Source organism: Aquimarina sp. I32.4 (assembly GCF_002924285.1).
In the GTDB taxonomy this organism is placed as follows: domain Bacteria; phylum Bacteroidota; class Bacteroidia; order Flavobacteriales; family Flavobacteriaceae; genus Aquimarina.
This window is the reverse complement of sequence record NZ_PGUB01000004.1, coordinates 27354-45222: the sequence shown is the minus strand read 5'-3', so window position 1 is coordinate 45222 and position 17869 is coordinate 27354. Positions and strand designations below refer to the sequence as shown.

Sequence of the window (17869 nt, the reverse complement as noted above, 5' to 3'; positions counted from 1 at the left end):
AATAAACTCTTAAAATCAGAGAGTAAATATACAATTAACAATCTGCTCTCAAAACAATGATATCATGAAAAAATACAAACACTCTAGCAACTCAAATCGTTTCCTTCTAAAATCCAACAGTTTGCTAAACAAAACAGGCATTTCACTCATTTATCATTTTATCTATTCGTTTTTAGTTGTTTCTTACTCGCTTAAATAGATTTGGCATAATTTTTTATTTGTATAAACAAAATAGCCACGACTCATAACAAATACGTAGCTTTATAACGTTATTTACAAATCATAAGATCTAGTCATAATAAAATAATACAACTCGTCTTTACGTTTGTTTCACAACTTAAAACACAAATGATGAAAAAGCATATCATCCTTATTATAATCTGTATATCAAACCTATATGTAATGAAAGGGCAAAACGAATACCAAAACGACTGGAAAAAAGTTGAAACTTTTAATCAAAAAGGGTTACCAAAATCTGCTTTAGAGGTCGTAGAATCGATATATGAAAAAGCCCAAAGAGAAAAAAATGACAATCAGGTTATAAAAGCGATGCTTCATAAAGCAAAATACATGCTTACTCTTGAAGAAAATGCGCAACTCACCATTATAAAAAACTTAAAAGAGGAGATTACCACTAGTAAGTTTCCTAAAAAGAATATACTACAAAGTATCTTAGCTAATTTATATTGGCAGTATTTTCAACAAAACAGATGGAAATTCTATAATAGAACACAAACTGCTCAAAAAGTAGATCAGGAAGATTTTAGAACATGGGATCTCGAAACACTTTTTGCAGAGGTTCACTTATATTACCAAAAATCACTTCAAAACGGAGTCTTAGCACAACAAACAAGCCTTGATAAATTTGATGAAATTTTACAAGTGGCTTCAGGTTCAAAAAAATACCGACCTACATTATATGACTTTTTAGCCCACAATGCATTAGATTTCTATAAAACCTCTGAAACCTCTATCACCAAACCATCCTATGCTTTTTCTATAAATGAAAAAAAATATTTACAGGAACACTCTGTTTTTTCATCTTTAAAAATCAATACCAAAGATTCTCTATCATTACAGTTTAACGCTTTAAAATTATTTCAGAATTTAATCAAGTTTCATTCTAGAGACAAAACTCCTGGTGCATTGACAGAAGTAAATATAGAACGTATCAAATTTGTAGCAGGAAACGCAGTCTTTGATGACGTAAAAACAATTTTACTAGAATCTCTACAATCAGAAAAAAAGAAGTTTGCTACTCAAGAAGCTTCTGCACTATACGATTATGAAATCGCAAGCTTATATAACGAATATGCTGCTGCTTATGTCCCTGAAAAAAATAAAACTTATCGTTGGAAACTAAAAGAGGCATTGGAGATATGTGATACAACGATCAAAAAATTTCCTAACTCCAGAGGGGCAAACCACTGTAAAGCTTTGAAAAGTCAGATTCTAAACCCTGAATTAGATATCAAAATAGAAAAATATCTTCCTATACAAACGTCAAGCAGGTTATTGATTACATATAAAAACCTAGACAAACTATACCTTAAGGCATTAAAAATCACTCCTAAACAACTCAATAGTTTAAATCGACTCTATAAAACTGAAGAGCAGATTAAATTTTTAAACGCTCTAAAAATAAGTAAAGAATGGGAGTCTGAGATTTGCAATGAACATGATTATCAAAAGCATACTACAGAAGTATTGTTACCCGAGTTAGAGCAAGGTTCTTATCTTATCCTTGCCTCAACCTCAAAAGACCTTACTAAAAACAACATGTTCTCTTATGGTAACACCCAAATTAGTAACCTTGCACTCATAGAAAACAAAACTCCTGAAAAATCAATATTTCAGATCCTAGATCGTCATAATGGAAAGCCTATTCCAAATGCAAAAGTACATTTCAAAACAGATAGCCGAAGAGGGTACGGTGATCGATTAGACAAAACCGCAACAACAGATGAAAAAGGACAAGCATATTTATCTGTAAATAAATATTACTATGACGTAGATATTACTGTTTCATACCAAAAAGACATCGCTCGATTCGAGGGGTATTATCTAAATCAATCCTACACTCCAGAAAACAACAAAAATTATCGTAGTACAACATTTCTATTTACAGATCGTAGTATATATAGACCTGGGCAAACTGTTTTTTTTAAAGGGATCATGATGTCTTCTAATGGAGATGAAGATTATAAAGTATCTGCTAATCAACCTACGTTTGCTTCTCTAAAGGATGTAAATGGTCAAAATGTAAAAACATTAAATTTTACAACCAATGAGTATGGATCTTTTAATGGTGAATTTATAGTGCCATCCTCAGGCCTTACAGGTATATACACCATACAAACCAATAGTTACAATAGCACTTCTTTTTCTGTTGAAGAATATAAAAGACCAAAATTTGAAACTAAATTCAATCCAGTTACCGAGATTTATAAAGTAAATGATAAAATAAAACTTACTGGTATTGCAACTGCTTATGCAGGTAGTATGATTACAGATGCCAAAGTAATATATCGAATACATCGCAAAGTACAATATCCTCGTTGGTGCTATTGGTATCCCGCACACACAGTAGAACCTCAAGAAATCACACATGGAGAAACCAAAACCAATGACAAAGGAGAGTATTTTATTGATTTTAAAGCCCTACCAGACCTAGGAGTATCCAGAGAAAATCTACCTATATTTAATTATGAGATTACTGCAGATGTAATCGACATCAATGGTGAAACCCGTAGTACAACTACTATTGTGAATGTAGGCTACCATGCACTTACTGCCAATATTTCTATCAAAGAAAAACTTGATAAAACTCAAAAAGATCACGAACTTACAATAAGTTCCATTAATCTTAATAATGAACCTGTTGCCGTATCTGGAGCAATCAAAGTCTACAAATTACTAGCTCCAGAAAAGCCTATGCGTATTCGCCCATGGAAGGCACCAGATTATGACGGCTTCAAAGAAGAAGAATTCAAAAAAATATTTCCTCATGATGCTTTCAAAAACGAACATGATTATCGAAAATGGAATAAAGGAAAACTAGTATTTGATAGTTCCTTTAACACTTCTGCTGCAAAAGAAAACAAAAAAGGAACTCAAGACCTACCTTTAGGAAATATCAAAAAATGGGAATCAGGAAAATATGTTATTGAGCTAAGAGCCAAAGATCGATTTGGGCAAGACGTAAAAGACATACAATATATTACCATCTATAGTCATGATGATAAAACTATTAGTGATAAACAATTATTTGAAATCTCTACCAATAAAGACACATATCAACCAGGAGACGAAGCAATAATCAAATTTGGGTCTGCCTCAGAAGATATTACGATTACCGTAGATATAGAAAAAGACCATAAGATTATCAAAACCCAGCTTATCAAACTATCTAATAATAGTAAAACGATCAAAATTCCTGTTGACAAAGATGATATGGGTGGTTTTTCTATAAATTACAGTTATCTAAACTATAATGGCTATGAGAGCGGAGTAATCATAATTCCTGTACCATACGAATCTACAGATCTGAGTATAGAAACCAAAACATTTAGAGATAAGTTACTCCCAGGTCAACAAGAAACATGGAGTTTTGTAATCAAAGGAGATAAAGGAGACAAGGTAAGTGCTGAGTTACTTGCTGGCATGTACGATGCCTCTCTAGATCAATTCAAACCACACCAATGGTATTTTAATCTCATCAATCGTCCGCCATACCATACGCAAAGCACCAGAAATGCAACACAAAGTTTTGGTATACAACCATTCAGGTTACAAAACCGCAGTAATCCTGATTATCATAGTAGCAATCAACACTATGATCAATTAAATTGGTTTGGATTGTATTTTGGTCAAGCTTATTTTGGCGGAAGAACCAAAATGCGTGATGTTATGGAGAGCGGTTCTCCTGCACCAATGTTGATGCGATCACCAAAATCTAAAAAAGCTGCTATGGCAATGCCTATGGAAACCGCAGCCGTTATGGATGATGAGATGGAGGCAAAAGAAGCTGACACATCTGCAAGAATCACCGATCTCTCTAATGAACAGAGCAATAAGAAAGAACAGCCCCAAGCGTCTACCGAAGGAGTAAAGATTCGAAAAAACTTGCAAGAAACCGCTTTTTTCTTTCCACAGTTATCAACTGATGCAGAAGGAAATGTTAGTTTTAATTTTACCGCTCCAGAAGCGTTAACCAAATGGAAACTACAACTTCTAGCACATACCAAAGATTTAAAAGCTACCACCACCACTCTAGAAACTGTAACTCAAAAAGAGCTAATGGTGCTACCTAATCCACCAAGGTTCTTGCGTCAAGGAGATAAAATTGTATTGAGTTCTAAAATTTCTAATCTTGCAAACAAAGAACTTAACGGCACTGTAGAACTACAATTATTTGATGCGTTAACAAATAAAGCGATAGATGTAGCACTCCATAATAATAACGCTTCCCAAAATTTTAATATCAAAGCAAAAGGGAATACAAATGCTTCTTGGGAGCTTACTATACCAGACAATATACAAACGGTACAATACAAAATTATAGCCAAAGCTGGAGAATTTTCTGATGGCGAGCAAAATGTATTACCTGTCTTAAGCAATAGAATGCTTGTCACAGAGACATTACCAATGTGGATTCGATCTGATCAAACAAAAACTTTTACACTAAATAAGTTAAAAAACAATACCTCAAGCACATTAAAACACCATAAACTTACCCTAGAGATGACCTCTAATCCTGCATGGTATGCAGTACAGGCACTCCCTTATCTCATGGAGTATCCCTATGAATGTGCAGAGCAGACATTTTCTCGATATTATGCAAATACACTAGCCAGTCATATTGCTAATTCAAACCCTAGAATTCAGGAAGTATTTAATCAATGGAAATCTAGTGATGCACTTGTAAGTAATCTTGAAAAAAATCAAGAGTTAAAATCATTAATCATTCAAGAAACCCCATGGTTACGTGATGCTCAAAGTGAAACTGAACAAAAGAAGAGAATAGCTCTACTTTTTGATCTAAACAAAATGAATAATGAATTACAGATGGCGCTACGTAAGTTGCAACAAATGCAATATAATTCTGGTGGATTCCCTTGGTTCAAAGGAGGGCGAGAAAATCGATTTATCACACAACATATCGCAACTGGTTTTGGTCACCTAAGAAAATTAGGAGTTACTCAATTTGATCAAAGCACAACCAATATGCTTCAAAAATCAGTTCGTTTTCTAGATGCTGCTTTTGTAAAAGAATATGAAGAATTGAAACGATATTGTAAAAAGAACAAAATCGACATTAATGAAAACCATTTAAGCTATACGCAGGTTCATTATCTATATATGCGTAGTTTCTTTACTGATATCAAAAGACCCAACAACACCAACGAGGCGTGGAATTACTATCTAGGTCAATCTAAGAAGTACTGGCTAAACCAGAGTCTATATTCACAAGGAATGTTGGCCTTGATTTTACATCGAGCAAAAGATACTACTGCCAATAAAATCATTAGATCGTTAGATGAAAAAAGCATCTCTAGTGAAGAATTAGGTATGTACTGGAAATCAAACACTGCTAGTTGGTTCTGGTATCAAGCCCCTATTGAAACTCAATCGTTAATGATCGAGGTATTTTCTGAAATAGAAACTGAACCCAAAAAGACACAGATTGTTGATAATCTAAAAATCTGGTTGCTCAAAAACAAACAAACAAATCGTTGGCAAACCACCAAAGCAACTTCTGATGCCGTATATGCACTATTATTAAATGGTAGTGATTGGTTATCTGTAACAGATATGGTAGATATCGTATTAGGAGATCAAAAAATTGATCCTAGTACAATGAAAGATATTCAAGTTGAGGCTGGAACAGGATATTTCAAAACCTCATGGAATACAAATGAGATTAAATCTGATATGGCTACAGCCAAAATTTCTAAAAAAGGAAAAGGAATTGCATGGGGAGCATTGTACTGGCAATATTTTGAAGATCTAGATAAGATCACTACAGCCAAAACACCATTATCATTAAAGAAAAAATTATTCTTGAAAAAAAATACTGATACTGGTGAAAAAATCACAGAAATAACTTCTAATACAAAATTAGAATTGGGTGATCTTGTAAGAGTACGAATCGAACTAAGGTCTGATCGTGCTATGGAGTTTGTGCACATGAAAGATATGCGAGCATCAGGGATGGAACCAATCAATGTTATATCCCAATATAAATGGCAAGATGGTTTAGGATATTATGAGAGCACCAAAGATGCATCAACCAATTTCTTTTTTGATTACTTACCAAAAGGAGTATATGTTTTTGAATACGATTTACGAGTAAACAATAAAGGAGATTTCTCTAATGGTATCACTACCATACAAAGCATGTATGCTCCTGAGTTCTCTAGTCACTCAGAAGGGATTAGGGTAGAAATCAAATAGACAATAAATTATTTTGGTTATTTTAGCTTTCACAGGGTATTATATAAAAAATATGACAATACCCTGTGAAGTTTTTTTTGAGACAAAAACAATTGGCATGAGATTAATTAAAAGAATACTAAAATATCTTATAATCATTTTAACCCCACCTCTTCTATATCTTATAATCTCATTAGTTTTAACTCACATTCCAGTAAACAACATCAAAAATGATCATAATAAACCTCACACCATATATTTAAGCTCCAACGGTGTACACCTAGATATTATTATTCAGAAAGATGACTTAATCTCTGCTGTTTTAAAAGATCAAATATATAACACCAAGACTCAATACTTCTCATTTGGATGGGGGGATAAAAGTTTTTATATAGAAACCCCTAACTGGGCAGATCTTACTATTACCAATGGGTTCAAAGCCTTATTTCTGGAATCCCCTACATTATTACATGTAACAAGATACTCTTCTATTCAAAATGATTGGATTGAACTAAAAGTAGATAAGAAACAACTAAAAAAAATCAATGAATACATCTACAAAACCTTCCAACTAGATTCTGATCAAAAAAAAGTATTATTACCTGGTCTGGGGTATTATATAAATGATGATTTTTATGAAGCAAAAGGCAGCTATTCTTGTTTTAAAACATGTAATAGTTGGGTAAATAGTGGCTTAAAAAAAAGTAATATAAAAGCATGTCTATGGACCCCTTATGATTTTGGGGTACTCAATATGCATCAATAAGTTAGATAAACTCGTAGACTAAACCATATTAATACACCATTAAATTACTTCTTAGGCATCATTACTGCATCTATACTATGAATAAGACCATTAGAAACTTTAGTGTCTGTAGCTATTACATACCCTCCGTTACCACTCTCATCCACAAGAAATACTTGATCTTCTTTTATTCTAGCTGTTAACAATATCCCATTCATTGTTGTTAGCTTAACACTACCACTACCTCTATTCACAGCAATCATAATATCTTCTTTAGTAATAATACGTGGTACAATATGATACTCCAAAATAGTTCGTAATTGTTCTTTATTTTTAGACTCGATCATTTTTTTTATCACTCCTTCTTCTAATTTATCAAAAGCCAAATTAACTGGAGCAAATATCGTATAAGGTCCACTTCCGTTTAATGTTTTCACTAACCCAACAGTATTAATAGTTGACGTAAGAGAAGAAAAACCTTTATCCACAGAAGTGAACTCATATATTGTTGGTTGTTTTTTCTTTTCTTTCTTAGATTGTGTTACATTTTGTGCTATTGTTTTTTTATTCTGGGTAGAGTTGCTCTTTTGTTTCTCATTACAAGCGACAATAGACAACAATCCAGATAAAGCAAAAATGGCTAATACATTTTTAGTTTTCATCTTCTAGGGGGAAATTTAGATTTCAAGTTGACTTAGAAACGCTTTAAGCGGATTCTGCTTTGGTAAAAAAAGGTTAATAAATCGTTAACAAGAATTATTACTAGCCATAAAAACAAACAATTACTAAATACTCATTTTTAAAAATCGCTAACACAAAACAGCAAACTCTATACCCTCGATATGAGACAAAAAAAAATCAGTGTAGGTATATCTACACTGATTTTAAATTATACTAGTTATAAGAATCAATCAATAGATTTATTCAACATTTTCCATAATGTATCTTTTAATTCTTGCAACCCTTGCTGGGCAACTGAAGAAATAAACAAATAAGGAACATCCATCTGCTGATCTAATTCTTTTTTTAATTCTTCTTTTAGCTCATCATCTAACATATCACATTTAGAAATAGCAATTAGGCGTTCTTTATCTAACAAATCAGGATTATATCTACGTAACTCATCCAAAAGAATTTCATATTGATTTTTTATATCAGGAGCATCCGCAGGAATCAAAAACAATAAACTAGAGTTACGCTCAATATGTCTTAAAAAACGATGCCCTATACCTTTTCCTTCTGCCGCCCCTTCAATAATACCAGGAATATCTGCCATTACAAATGTCTGGAAATCTCTATATTCTACAATACCTAAATTAGGTTTCAGTGTAGTAAATTCATAATCAGCAATTTTTGGCTTTGCAGAAGTAATAACAGACAACAAAGTAGATTTCCCAGCATTAGGAAACCCTACCAATCCTACATCTGCCAATACCTTAAGCTCTAGCGTAATATCTAGTTCCTCACCTTCTACTCCTGGTTGCGCATATCGAGGAGTTTGATTTACAGAGTTTTTAAAATGCCAGTTTCCTCTACCACCCATTCCACCTCGAACTGCAATATATTCTTGTCCATTCTCGGTAATTTCCTGAATAATATCCTGAGTTTCTGTATCACGAATCACTGTTCCTAATGGCACGTCAACATATACATCTGCTCCATCAGCCCCTGTACTTCTACTCTTACTACCGTGACTACCATGTTCTGCTCTAAAATGACGTCTAAACTTTAGATGATGTAGTGTCCACATATTTGGATTTGCACGAACAATAACGTGACCTCCACGTCCTCCATCACCACCATCAGGCCCTCCCTTGGTAATATATTTTTCGCGATGTAAATGAACAGATCCTTTACCTCCTTTTCCCGAGGTTACATGTAACTTTACATAATCTACAAAATTCCCTTCTGTCATAACTCGTTTCGTATCATCCCGACATATATCGGGATCATTTCAATTTAATCTCTATTATTAGTATCTGTAATTCTGTTCTGTCTCACAAGAGAGACCTATAAAACTTACAGTGTATCTATTACGTTGCTTAATCTTTGAGTAATCTCATCAACACCACCTACTCCATCTATTCCAAAATATTTATCTTGTTTTTGATAATAATCTTTTAAAATAGCAGTCTCTTCATAATATATTTTGATACGGTTACGTATCACTCCTTCATCTGCATCATCAGGTCGTCCTGATGTTTTTCCTCTTTCTAATAATCGTTGTACCAATACCTCATCATCTACCTCTAGAGCAACCATTGCGCGCACCTCTGTTCCTTTGGTTTCCAGGAATTTTGCCAATGAATCTGCCTGAGCTTCATTTCTAGGAAATCCATCAAAAATAAAACCTTTGGCATTAGGATTTTTATCAACCTCGGCATTCAGCATATTGATTGTTACCTCATCTGGTACCAATTGTCCCTTATCCATATAAGACTTTGCCAAAGTACCTAACTCTGTAGCATTTTTTATATTATACCTGAATACATCTCCTGTAGAGATATGCACTAGGTTATACTTTTGTTTCAAAACTTCTGCTTGCGTTCCTTTTCCTGCCCCTGGAGGCCCGAATAAGACCAAATTTGTCATATTATTTGATTTTAGTTGATAAACTTGAGTAAGATTACGTCCCAATCCATTATAATCAAGCCCGTAACCTACAATAAACCGATTTTCAATTTCAATTCCTGTATATGTAATTGCAACCTTTTTGGTATATGCTTCTGGTTTATAAAATAAAGTCGCAATCTTATAATCAGAACATCCTTTTTCCTCCAACATTTTTGCCAATACCTCAACAGTATTACCAGTATCTACTATATCTTCTAAAATCACAACTGTACGTCCAGATATTTCTTGATCCAGCCCTACCAGTTCTTTCACTTTATGAGTGGTCTCGGTTCCAGAATATGAAGCAAGTTTTACAAAACTAACCTCACACTCATAATCAAACCTTTTTATAACTTCTGATGCAAACATAAAAGCACCATTCAATACAGCAATAAACAAAGGTTTTTTATCTTTCAGATCATGATTTAATCCATCAGACACTTTATCTATTGCTTTTACTATCTCATTCTCAGAAACAAAAGGAACAAAATGTAAATCATGCAACTTTATAACACTATTTGACACTGACTTTGGTTTGATTTTTTATACAAAGGCGCAAAGATAGTAATTAGATATGAGCATAACTAAGATTTACACTATCAACCTACTGCCTACAAACTTTAATATTAATTTATATTGAGAAAAATAAGAAAGTAAAAACCTGATAAAACAAGAAAGATTGTAGTCGACTAATAGCATTTACCTTACATTCTTATGGTTATTCTTTCTGAAAAAATTATTTTTGCCATTTATGATAAATTTGAAACCCCTAAAATGACAAATTTTTTCTCGTCAAACTTCAAACTAGGAATTCTTGGAGGCGGACAACTAGGCAAGATGATGCTATATGAGACACGTAAGTATGATATTCAAACTTATGTTATGGATCCTGATCAAGATGCCCCTTCTAGAATAGCATGTGATTTTTTTCAACAAGGAAACCTCATGGACTATGAGACGGTATATAATTTTGGAAAAAAAGTAGATGTCCTCACTTTTGAAATTGAATCCGTAAATCTTCAAGCGCTAGTAAAACTAGAAGAGGAAGGAAAAAAAGTATATCCCAGTGCAAAAACACTGGAAAAAATACAAAACAAAGGAAGGCAAAAGCTGTTTTACAAAGAAAAGAATATCCCCACTGCAACATTTACTAGATTCTCGAATAAAACACACCTTACAGAAGGCATCACTAGTAACAAAATCAAACTTCCTTTTGTCTGGAAAAGTACTCAAGGAGGATATGATGGTAAAGGTGTATCAATTATCAAATCTGGAGCTGATTTAGTACGCTTACCAGATGTAGAGTGTATTGCAGAAGAATTAGTTCATTTCAAAAATGAACTTGCAGTAATTGTGGCCCGTACTCCTAGCGGAGAAATCAAAACATACCCAGTGGTCGAAATGGAGTTTCACCCAGAAGCTAACCAAGTAGAATATGTAATATGCCCTGCAAGAATTGACAATGAAATTGCTAAAAAAGCAATGAAGGTTGCCGAGAGTGTATCAAGAGCTTTTGAACACGTAGGGATACTAGCTGTAGAAATGTTTTTGACACAAGACAATGAAATTCTTGTAAACGAAGTAGCCCCAAGACCTCATAATAGTGGTCATTATAGTATAGAAGCGAGCTACACTAATCAGTTTGAACAACAAATAAGAGCAATTCTTGATTTACCCCTAGGAGCTACAGAAAGTAAAGTTGCTGGTATTATGGTTAATCTAGTTGGAAAAGAAGGCTATGACGGTAATGTTATCTATAAAAACATAGAAAACATTATGAAAATGAAAGGTGTTACTCCTCATATTTATGGCAAAAAACAAACCAGACCTTTTAGGAAAATGGGACATGTAACAATAGTACATGAAGATATAAATGAAGCAAGAAAGATAGCCGAAAGAGTAAAAAACACAATACAAGTTATTAGTGAATAACTAATTTCAAAAAAATAAAAAACGGTTATTTACTCTTTGTAAATAACCGTTTTTTATTTTTGGATATTATAAACCAAGTACTAACAATAATAAAACATACAATGAGCAAGGTTGGAATAATAATGGGCAGTACTAGTGACCTGCCTGTAATGGAAAAAGCTGTCGAGATACTAGAAAGTTTTGATATCGATGTTGAAGTAGATATTGTTTCTGCACATAGAACTCCTGAAAAACTATTTGATTATGCTAAGAACGCTCACACGAGAGGAATTCAGACTATCATTGCTGGAGCTGGAGGCGCAGCACACCTTCCTGGCATGGTAGCATCTTTATCACCTCTTCCTGTAATAGGAGTTCCTGTAAAATCACGTAACTCTATTGATGGGTGGGATTCTGTATTATCAATTCTACAAATGCCTGGTGGAGTTCCTGTAGCAACTGTAGCATTAGACGGAGCTTTAAACGCTGGTATATTGGCAGCGCAAATTATAGGCTCAAATGATCTATCTGTCTTAGAAAAAATCATCTCTTATAAAGAAGGTTTAAAACAAAAAGTAATTGATGGCGCAAAACAAATCAAAAAATAACACAAAAAAAAGAGTCGCTTTTCAGCGACTCTTTTGAATATCAGGTCTTATAAAAGAATATAACAATATTTATTAACCAACTTAAATATATTACACAAAAAAATTCATCATAAGACCATTACTCTTAAAACCTGAAACAAAGGTAAAACCTTACTTCCATTACACAAAAAAAGTAACGGTAAAATATTCAATATTTCGATGAAATACATATTTAATCGACAAAAAACACTTTTTGATTGATTTTTTATATTATTTGATTGAAAAAACAGACATTAAAAGGATAAATAACCTAATATTATCAAAAAACTGAAGTGTGTTTTAAAAAAAATAGAAAAAGAAAGAGCTACAATAATGCAGCTCTTTCAATATATTTGGCCTTTGCATTAGAACAATTATTAATATTCATACCCCTAATAATAATAACCTCCTAATTCTAATACCAGACCATACTAATAAACCTAATCAAATTTATTAGTATGAAAATTGGTTTGATTAAAAGTCATGCAATTCAGAGGTGCTTTTTCGATAAAAGGTTATTTTTTTCGATATCAGGGCATAAGTAATAATTAAAAACAAATTATCAGTACAACAATGAGCAATCCATTATTAAAACCATTTGATACTGCACCATTCACAAAAATAACGTCAGGTCATTTTTTACCCGCTATAAAAAACGGAATATCAATCGCTAAAAAAGAAATAGATAGTATTGTTTCTAATCCTGAAAAAGCTACTTTTTCAAACACTATAGAGGCTTTAGAATATTCAGGCGAATTATTAGATAGAGTTACTAGTGTGTTTTTTAATTTAAATAGCGCAGAAACCAATGAAGATATTCAACAAATAGCACAAGAAGCCTCTCCGTTACTTTCTGAATTTGGAAATGATATAGCGCTTAATTTAGCACTATTCCAAAAAATAGAAACTGTATACAAACAAAGAGAGACGCTAGAACTAACCACTGAACAAAACAGACTTCTAGAAAAAAGATACAAATCTTTCTCTAGAAATGGAGCGAATCTTGCCGATAAAAAAAAGGAACAACTTAGATCAATAGATAAAGAACTCTCCTCCTTAAGCCTGAAGTTTGGTGAAAATGTACTTGCAGAAACTAATAGTTTTGAGATGCTGCTTACCAATGAGGCTGATCTAAAAGGATTACCTGAAGGAGCAAAAGAAGCAGCCAAAGCAATGGCAGCCGCAAAAGACAAAGAAGGATGGCTAATCACTCTAGATCACCCAAGCTATATTCCTTTTGTTACCTATGCTGAAAATCGTGAACTACGTAAAAAGTTATCTGTAGCTTTTGGAGCAAGAGCCTTTCATAATAACGACCTAGACAATCAAAAAAACGTACTCAGAATAGTAAATCTTAGATATCAGCGAGCACAACTTCTAGGATATTCGTCTCACGCAAATTATGTATTAGAAGAACGAATGGCTGAAACTCCTGATACTGTATTTACTTTTCTTAATGAAATTCTAGAAAAAGCAAAGCCAGCGGCACAAAGAGAGTTTGAACAATTAGAATCTTTTGCCAAAGAGCTTGATGGTATTGATCAATTACAAAAATGGGATGCTTCTTATTATTCAGAAAAGCTAAAACAAAAACTTTTTGACCTAGATGATGAGAAACTAAAACCTTATTTCAAACTTGAAAATGTCATCAATGGTGTATTTATGATTGCATCCAGATTATTTGACTTAAAATTTACAGAGACTAATGATGTAGATAAATACCATGATGAAGTAAAGACATACCATGTTACTAATTCTGACGGAAACCCTATTGCTTTATTTTATGCTGACTTTCACCCTAGACCAGGTAAGCGTAATGGTGCATGGATGACTTCATACAAATCTCAAATGAGAAAAGAAGATAAAATCATCAGACCTCATGTTTCTATTGTTTGTAATTTTACCAAACCCACTCCTAGCAAACCTTCCTTATTAACATTTAATGAAGTAACAACGTTATTCCATGAATTTGGTCATGCATTACATGGTATGCTTGCAGATACTACGTACCCTAGTTTATCTGGGACAAACGTATACTGGGACTTTGTAGAGTTACCTAGCCAAGTATTAGAAAATTGGTGTTATGAAAAAGAAGCTCTTGAGCTATTTGCAAAACATTATGAAACAGGAGAAGTAATCCCTATGGAATTGGTAGAAAAAATTAAAGAATCTTCTACTTTCATGCAAGGTATGGCAACCCTTCGCCAACTCAGCTTTGGATTACTAGATATGTCATGGCATGCTCAAGACCCTAGTGCTATCAAAAATGTAAAAGAACATGAAACAGAAGCTTTTTCTGAAACTTCTTTATATCCTGATGTTGCAGAAAACTGTATGAGTACAGCTTTTTCTCATATTTTTCAGGGAGGATATTCTGCAGGATATTACTCCTATAAATGGGCAGAAGTACTCGATGCTGATGCTTTTGAATATTTTAAGAAAAACGGAATCTTTAATAAGGAAATCGCAAGTCTATTTAAAGAACATGTATTATCAAAAGGAGGTACAGAAAACCCAATGATACTATACAAACGTTTCAGAGGTCAGGAGCCAAAACCTGAAGCTCTATTAAAACGAGCAGGTTTAATTAAGTAGAAATAAATACCATACTGAGTTTATAAAAACAACTTCAATAAACTCAGTATGGATTATTTAATTTTTGATACCTCCTATTTGATGATCATCTGTTTTGTATAATTCTTTGCCCCTTCAAACAACGTCAAAAAATAAGTTCCTGTTGATAATTTTGAAGTATTTACCTGAGCCGTTTTTTGTGTCAGTTTTATCTCTTGCAATATATTCCCTTTTACATCTATCACGAGAATACTACCCGTTTTCCATAAGTCATTACGTACTGTTACTGTTACAAATTCTCCTACTACAGGATTAGGATAGAAGTCAAATAGCATATCATCACCCGCCAAAGTAGACATCGTAGTATTTCTGACTGCAGCATCACAAGAAGCAATACGCTCCCATTCATTAGCACTTGTTCTTTTAAACAAACCTCCTTTATGAGTTGCAAGATCACCTGTCTTATAACGTACAGATGAATTATACGAAGTAGCATTTTTGCATGGAGTAGAATCTACTACACTATTTCTAGCAGAAATAACAACCGTATAATCTTCTACCTCTCCATACTTAAAAGATTCGCAAGCAGTAGGAATACCATTATACTTCATAGCAACCCTCATTCTGGTATTTCCATTTTTTGCTCCCGATGGCACTGTAAAAGCACCACTTACTGGTGTTGTTGCTGAAGGAGCTTTACTCCAAATCAACTCTCCTGCATCAGCAAAATCCTTATCTTGATTATAATCTATCCATACTGCATACGCTTCATTATATGTGCTTCCTGTCCATTTTGGAGTAATCGTAATAGTATTTGACCCTCCTTTTGAAAGGTTGGTAGATTCATCTGTAAAATCGCTATAGCCTCCACTTCCAGCTGTAGACATCTTATTAATAGTCCCTAGAGCAACCTTACCTATATATTCATCTGAGGTAGTATTACCATTAGAAGCACAATAACTAGAAGGGTTACCCCCTCCTGACACTCCATTGCTTATCTCAATAAGATATTCTAAGGCTAATTTTGCAAATTTAGCTGCATGGGTAGCATTAGCGGTAGGAAATCTGGATGATGTATCACCAGAAGTATGGATATGAGGGTTACTTTCTCTAAATTTTGCCTCTATAGGAAATGCTGTTTCATATCCCTGTTGTGCAAAACTATGATGATCAGAACACCCATAATTACAAGCAGAATTACCGTAAGTAATTCTATGAGCTCCAGAAGCATTATAGTGATCCATTAGCCTTTTTAGAAAGTTATTTAATGAAGTACTATTATATGAATCTGTGGTAATAAAAACATCTTGTGTAGAACCTTTATAGTTTGTCATATCCAACTGCATATAACTTACTATTTTTACATTACGCCTTTTATAATCTCTTGCAATTTCTTTAGACCCTACCAGCCCTACTTCTTCTGCAGCAAAAGCCATAAACTCCATAGTTCTCTTAGGCTTAAAGTTCATGCTAAATAATACTCTTGCAACTTCAGTTATTGTTGCAATACCAGAAGCATTATCATCCGCCCCTGGAGCATTATCTTGTCCATTTCTAGATGTAGAATCCAGATGTCCACCTATAACCACGTATTCATCAGGTTTTTCTGTACCCGTAATAGTCATAATAACAGACGGCATCGATGTGTTAGAATGATTTACAAGTCTTACAGATACATCACTTCTACCTCTGGCAAGGTTCTCCCATTTTGTCTTTAGGTCTTTAGAAGCTCTTGTTGCACTACTTTTTGTATGATAGCGAGTCCCATAATTCTCTAGTTCCTTGATATGCCTATCAATGTTTGTGTTATTAACCAAACCTAAACTTTGGTTCACCAATTGATCTTGAGTAATATCAAAAGAAACTGCTTTTATAGAGCTAGATTTGCTCTTTTCCTTCTTGATCGCAATAACTTGCTCTATAGCATGTATTGCATCCTTCTCAGAGTTTTCATAAAAATATCCTGGTCCATGTTTAAGTCCTGTATGATGCAATTCTTCTGCAGAACTTTCATTCAACATTACAGCACTGTAATCACCAACTGTTTTAATGATTAGCACATCTTTAGGATGATTCTTTTTTAATTGTAATGCAGAATGGGTATCCATTGTTGCATAAAACATCTCTGATCGTTCTTGCGCCTGTGTACATATCGTCAATGTACTGAATAACGCCCCTAAAATAAATGAATTTAGTTTTTTCATGTTACTTTGATTTGTTGAGTTTGTAATTTGTGTTTGATTCGCTAAAGTACACATTGCCAAGATTATAACGAACATGTTTTCCCATAAAATAACTAAGGCAACCCCCTTAAAATGAAAGATATACACATTCCACAAAACAATAAGGCGACCACAAACTTTCAGTATTTTTTGAAAGTTCAGAATTTTTCATATATTTGTAACATGAAATATGATGAAGCAAAAAACAAATTTATTTCTACCTGGGGGTCACTAGGTACATTATGGGGTATCAATAAAGCCATGGCTCAAATTCATGCTCTGTTATTAATCTCTCCTGAACCTCTTACTATGGAAGATATTATGGAGCAGTTACAAATCTCTCGAGGAAATACTAGTACAAATCTTCGTCAATTAATGGATTGGGGGATTGTTTTTAAAGAAAATAAAATGGGTGAACGAAAAGAATATTTTACTTCTGAGAAAGATGTTCAGGAACTAGCACGACAAATCGCTAAAGAAAGAAGTAGAAGAGAGCTCAAACCAACAATTAAAATACTAAAAGATGTTTCAAACATCGAACAAGATGGGACACAAAAAACAGAAGAGCTCATAAAACAAACCAAATCATTACATGAAATGGCAGAAACCTTGGACATAATGATGAACAAAGTAATTGGTCAAGATCATAACTGGATTACCAAAGCATTGGTAAAACTAATTAAATGAAAAGTACACCTAGACAAAAGAAGGTTCATTCCTTCTTTTATTTCAAATTATAATTT

The 17869-nt window shown here is 33.5% G+C and carries 10 protein-coding genes; 6 read left to right on the top strand and 4 right to left on the bottom strand.

Annotated elements, in window-relative coordinates; genetic code table 11:
* Positions 1-402: 402 nt before the first annotated feature.
* Both CVD18_RS01415 and CVD18_RS01410 read left to right on the top strand, forming a co-directional pair.
* Positions 403-6456 carry an alpha-2-macroglobulin gene (locus tag CVD18_RS01415; protein WP_233194447.1) on the top strand — a complete coding sequence of 2018 codons (6054 nt, stop codon included), beginning with the start codon at positions 403-405 and terminating at the stop codon, positions 6454-6456.
* A gap of 97 nt (positions 6457-6553) precedes the next feature.
* Positions 6554-7201 (top strand): TIGR02117 family protein, encoded by a 648-nt coding sequence (locus tag CVD18_RS01410; protein WP_158250367.1) that lies wholly within the window; start codon positions 6554-6556, stop codon positions 7199-7201.
* A gap of 44 nt (positions 7202-7245) precedes the next feature.
* On the opposite strand, the gene CVD18_RS01405 is transcribed toward CVD18_RS01410, so the two are convergent.
* From CVD18_RS01405 to CVD18_RS01395, 3 genes are all read right to left on the bottom strand, one after another.
* The gene (locus CVD18_RS01405; RefSeq protein WP_103863664.1) at positions 7246-7842 is read right to left on the bottom strand and encodes a fasciclin domain-containing protein; all 597 of its coding nucleotides are present in this window, start codon (positions 7840-7842) and stop codon (positions 7246-7248) included.
* A 245-nt stretch (positions 7843-8087) separates the two neighbouring features.
* Positions 8088-9095: a GTPase ObgE gene (gene obgE / locus CVD18_RS01400; RefSeq protein ID WP_103863663.1), complete on the bottom strand. Its 1008-nt coding sequence runs from the start codon at positions 9093-9095 to the stop codon at positions 8088-8090.
* 104 nt (positions 9096-9199) lie between these two features.
* Entirely contained in the window at positions 9200-10318 is a 1119-nt protein-coding gene (locus CVD18_RS01395; protein ID WP_103863662.1) for an adenylate kinase, read from the bottom strand.
* A gap of 249 nt (positions 10319-10567) precedes the next feature.
* Between CVD18_RS01395 and CVD18_RS01390 the strand changes: the two genes are divergently transcribed.
* The 3 genes from CVD18_RS01390 (at position 10568) to CVD18_RS01380 (ending at position 14925) form a co-directional block, all read left to right on the top strand.
* A complete protein-coding gene (locus CVD18_RS01390) occupies positions 10568-11725 on the top strand; it encodes a 5-(carboxyamino)imidazole ribonucleotide synthase (protein WP_103863713.1) in 1158 nt (385 codons plus the stop codon).
* Positions 11726-11826: 101 nt separating this feature from the next.
* Positions 11827-12312, top strand: a complete 486-nt coding sequence (gene purE / locus CVD18_RS01385; protein ID WP_103863712.1) for a 5-(carboxyamino)imidazole ribonucleotide mutase — start codon at positions 11827-11829, stop codon at positions 12310-12312.
* A 591-nt stretch (positions 12313-12903) separates the two neighbouring features.
* The gene (locus tag CVD18_RS01380) at positions 12904-14925 is read left to right on the top strand and encodes a M3 family metallopeptidase (protein ID WP_103863661.1); all 2022 of its coding nucleotides are present in this window, start codon (positions 12904-12906) and stop codon (positions 14923-14925) included.
* Between the two features lie 74 nt (positions 14926-14999).
* Here the strand turns inward: CVD18_RS01380 and CVD18_RS01375 are convergent, their stop codons facing one another.
* Positions 15000-17108, bottom strand: a complete 2109-nt coding sequence (locus CVD18_RS01375; protein WP_158250366.1) for a M20/M25/M40 family metallo-hydrolase — start codon at positions 17106-17108, stop codon at positions 15000-15002.
* Between the two features lie 201 nt (positions 17109-17309).
* On the opposite strand from CVD18_RS01375, the gene CVD18_RS01370 reads away from it, so the two are divergent.
* Positions 17310-17813 (top strand): GbsR/MarR family transcriptional regulator, encoded by a 504-nt coding sequence (locus CVD18_RS01370; protein WP_103863659.1) that lies wholly within the window; start codon positions 17310-17312, stop codon positions 17811-17813.
* Positions 17814-17869: the final 56 nt, after the last annotated feature.